5 protein-coding genes are annotated in these 4099 nt (G+C 68.2%); 4 read left to right on the top strand and 1 reads right to left on the bottom strand.

The window, feature by feature from the left end; translation table 11 throughout:
• Positions 1-149 precede the first annotated feature (149 nt).
• On the top strand, positions 150-713 hold the full coding sequence (locus AC1D15_RS20495) for a TetR/AcrR family transcriptional regulator (RefSeq protein WP_477827414.1): 564 nt from the start codon (positions 150-152) through the stop codon (positions 711-713).
• A gap of 19 nt (positions 714-732) precedes the next feature.
• Here the strand turns inward: AC1D15_RS20495 and AC1D15_RS20500 are convergent, their stop codons facing one another.
• Positions 733-1650 (bottom strand): LysR family transcriptional regulator, encoded by a 918-nt coding sequence (locus tag AC1D15_RS20500; protein ID WP_477827415.1) that lies wholly within the window; start codon positions 1648-1650, stop codon positions 733-735.
• 144 nt (positions 1651-1794) lie between these two features.
• Between AC1D15_RS20500 and AC1D15_RS20505 the strand changes: the two genes are divergently transcribed.
• The 3 genes from AC1D15_RS20505 to AC1D15_RS20515 all read left to right on the top strand — a co-directional run.
• The gene (locus tag AC1D15_RS20505; protein ID WP_047504929.1) at positions 1795-2193 is read left to right on the top strand and encodes a carboxymuconolactone decarboxylase family protein; all 399 of its coding nucleotides are present in this window, start codon (positions 1795-1797) and stop codon (positions 2191-2193) included.
• Between the two features lie 138 nt (positions 2194-2331).
• Complete coding sequence (locus AC1D15_RS20510; protein WP_477827416.1) at positions 2332-3801, top strand: PAS domain-containing sensor histidine kinase; 1470 nt, start codon at positions 2332-2334, stop codon at positions 3799-3801.
• Positions 3802-3805: 4 nt separating this feature from the next.
• Positions 3806-4099 (top strand): response regulator (locus AC1D15_RS20515; protein ID WP_477827417.1); only part of this gene is annotated, 294 nt, incomplete at its 3' end.

Consider the following 4099-nt stretch of genomic DNA (forward strand, 5'->3'; position numbering starts at 1 on the left):
GGTCAATCAACCAACTTATCGAAACTCTAAAGCCCGAGCCGGCCGATTGCAACGATAATTTGGTCGCATAGCCAAAAATATCTGTCGCCATGGCCCGCACCCGAAGCACCATCAACACCGAAAGCCGCCGCGCCTCGATCGTGGCGGCCATGCTGCCGGTCATGGCACAGCACGGCTACGAGAAGGCCACAGTGCAGGCGATCGCCCGCGAAGCCGGGCTGACGCCAGGACTCCTGCACTACCACTTCAAGAGCAAGCAGGAGATCCTGATGTCGCTGGTGCAGGCCATCGTGGAATACGCTCGCAACCGCTTCGCGGCGCTGGCCGATGCCTCGGCTTCACCACGCGAACGCCTGCAGGCCTATGTGCAGGCGCGGCTGGGGCTGGGTGCAGGCGCGGCGCCCGACATGGTGGCGGCCTGGGTGATGGTGGGCGCCGAAGCCGTGCGACAGCCCGAGGTGCGCGCGCTGTACGAGCAGGCCATTGCCGAAGAACTCGCGGCGCTGCGCCAGCTCGTCGCCGACTGCCTCGCCGAGGAACGGCGCAGCACGGTCACGGCCGACACGCTCGCCGCAGGCCTGCTCGCGATGATGGAAGGCGCCTTTCAGTTGTCCAGCGCCGCCGGCAATGTCATGCCGGTCGGCTATGCCGCCGAAGCGGCGATGGCCTATGCCGCGCTGGGCATCGAGGCGGCTCCCAGGTGCAAGGCCTGAGGGGGCCGCCTTCGCCTTCCTACCCGGCCCTCGGCGCCTTGACCTCGCGCGCCTTGCTGGTACCGAGGCCCGCGACGACCAGGAAGTCCCGCACGACCTCCTTGTTTCGAGGCGTGGCCAATCCGATGCCGACGGCCAGCTCCTCGCCCTCGACCAGAGACCGATAGGAAACACCTGCCCGACGCAACCCCGCGAACGATCTTGGCAGCAAGGCAATGCCACGCCCACCCGCCACATCGGCCAGCAACACGTGATGGTCAGCCGGCTCCTTGACCTTCCGCGGCGCAAAGCCGTGATGGGCGAAAACACGCTGGCAGTGGTCGTAGAACGCAGGCTGACGCGCACGCTCGAACCAGAAAATGACCTCTGCGGCGAGATCGGCGAGCCGGACGGTTCGGCGCCGGGCCAGGCCGTGGGACGATGGCATCGCCACCATCATCGGCACCCGGTCAAGCTCCATCACGTCAAGACCAGAGGCCTCCGTGGGTAGCGCGATGAAAGCTGCCGCCAATCKGCCGGCGCGCAGTTGGCGCACGAGCCTGGGGGACGTGTCGACGATCACCGACACGGCCGTGTCGGGATGCCTCGCCTGGATCCGTTCCGCGAGCCCACCGAACCACGCCGGTTCGACAGCGCTCGTCAGGCCGAGCCTCAAACTCTGCGGCATGCCCTCATGCGCCAGGCTGGCCTCGGCTTCACGGAGCAATCTCCCGACGCTTCGCGCGTAGGGCAGCAGCTTGCGGCCAGCCTCGGTGAGGCTCACACCCTGGGTACCGCGGTCGAACAGGCGTGCACCCAGCCGCTCCTCGAGTTCACGGATCGCACGGCTCAACGGTGGTTGGGACACATGCAGCGTCTCGGCGGCCTGCCGGAAGCTCGACGTGTCGGCCACGGCCAGGAAGAGTGCAAGAGAGCGGGAATCCAAGCGTGATGACATACCGAAAAGGTATCACCAACTTGGTCATTCCCCATGCCGAGGCCTGCGCCTACAGTGGCTTGCATCGCACATTCAGGAGCCGCTCATGACCGTCAGACATCCCATCGCCGCAGGCAGCCTCGCTGCAATCTGCCCCACCGCACGATGAGCGCCGACCGCTACGAACGCGGCGCCGCGATGCTGGCTGCCGTCGACGGCCCCGCGGGCCTGGAGGTTGTGGAGGGGCTGGCGAAATCCTTTCCCGATTTCGCGCGCTACATCGTCGAGTTCCCGTTCGGTGACATCTATGCGCGCAAGGGGCTGGGCCTGCGCGAACGCGAACTCGCCACGGTCGCGGCGCTGTGTGCCCTCGGTCATGCCCGGCCTCAACTTCGGGTGCACGTTCACGCCGCCCTTCATGTCGGCTGCTCGCCCCGTGAAATCGTCGAGGTGGTGATGCAGATGGCTGTCTACGCGGGGTTCCCGGCTGCGCTCAACGGCTTGGCGGTCGTGCGGGAAGTCTTTGCAGAATCGGGCATTCCGCTGCCCGTGGGTTCCGACTAGCCTCGTCCGTCGAGCTGCGCCGGCTCGCGCCTCTTGCGCAACCGCCGGGCAAGGTGCCCAATGCGGTCTGTTACATCGACAACAATGCACTGCACGCGGCCCGCGCGCTGTTTCGGCCGTCGTGCGGGAGGACTCGCCATGACGACAGCCGACCCCCTGGCCGCGCGACTCTCGCAGGAGTCGCCGGACGCCTTGATCGCCACCGGGGACGACGGCCGCGTCACCTGGTGGAACCCGGCCGCCGAGGCGATGTTCGGCTACCGGCGCGACGAGGCGATCGGCCGGCTGCTCCCGGAGCTGCTGGCGCCCACGGACCCGCCCGAGCCGGTGGGCGACGAGCGCAGCCGCGAGGTGGTGCGCCGCTGCCGCGACGGCTCGCTGATCTACGTGCTGGCGTCGACGCGGATGCTCGAGCCGGTGGCCGGCCAGGTCGGCGGCCACCTGCACCGCCTGGCCGACGTCACCCACAYGAAGATGCAGCGCGATGCCGACCTGATCGACACCCGCTACCGCGGCCTGCTCGAATCGACGCCGGACGCGATCGTGATCGTCAACGACATCGGCCGCATCGTGTTCGTCAATGGCCAGGCCGAGGCGGTCTTCGGCTACCGCCGCGACGAGATCGCCGGCCGGCCGCTGGAGATGCTGATGCCCGAGCGCTTTCGCGGCGCGCATGTCGGGCACCGGGCGCACTACATGGCGCAGTCGCGCACGCGCGAGATGGGCCTGGGGTTGCAGCTGTACGGGCTGCGCAAGAACGGCKMGGAGTTTCCGGTCGAGATCAGCCTGAGCCCGCTGGAGACCGAGGACGGCACGCTGGTCAGCAGCTCGATCCGCGACATCACCGAGCGCCGGCGCGTCGAGCACGCGCTGCAGGAGAAGAACCTCGAGCTCGAGCGGGCCAACCAGGCCAAGGACAAGTTCCTCGCGACCATGAGCCACGAGTTGCGCACGCCGCTGAACGCGGTGATCGGCTTCACCGGCCTGCTGCTGATGAAGCTGCCGGGGCCGCTGACGTCCGACCAGGAGAAGCAGCTGGGCATGGTGCAGTCCAGCGCCAAGCACCTGCTGTCGCTGATCAACGACCTGCTGGACCTGGCGAAGATCGATTCCGGCAACGTGCAGATGCAGCTGGTCCCGGTGGCCTGCCGCTCGCTGGTGGACGAGGTGGCGTCCACGCTGCAGCCGGTGGCCGAGGGCAAGGGGCTGCGGCTGCTGGTGCAGATGCCCGACGGCGCGATCGAGGTGCACACCGACCGCCGCGCGGTGCACCAGATCCTGATCAACCTGGTGAACAACGCGATCAAGTTCACCGAAGCGGGCACGGTGTCGATGTCGGTCGGCTTCAGGGACCGCGACGTGGACCGCTGCGTCGAGCTGGCGGTGACCGACACCGGTGCCGGCATCTCGGCGCAGGACCAGGCCACGCTGTTCCAGGCCTTCGCGCGGGTGGGCAGCAGTGCTGCGCGGGCGCGCACCGAGGGCACCGGCCTCGGCCTGTACCTGAGCCGCAAGCTGGCCGAGCTGCTGGGTGGACACATCGAGCTGAGCAGCGAGGTCGGCCGGGGCAGCCGCTTCACGCTGGTGCTGCCGATCGCGCAGGACTGACGGCATGGGCGCACGGGTGCTGATCGTCGAAGACAACGCGATGAACCGCGAGCTGATGGACTACCTGCTGCGCGCGTTCGGCTTCGAGACGCTGAAGGCGGTCGACGGGCGCGTCGGGCTGGACATCGCTCGGCGCGAGAAGCCTGACCTGATCCTGTGCGACATCCAGATGCCCGAGATCGACGGCATGGAGTTCGCGCGCCTGGCCAAGGCCGACCCCGCGCTACGCGAGGTGCCCCTGGTCGCGGTGACCGCGTTCGCGATGGTGGGCGACCGCGAGCGCGTGCTGGAACAGGGC

This window comes from Rhizobacter sp. P2_H2, assembly GCF_056403375.1.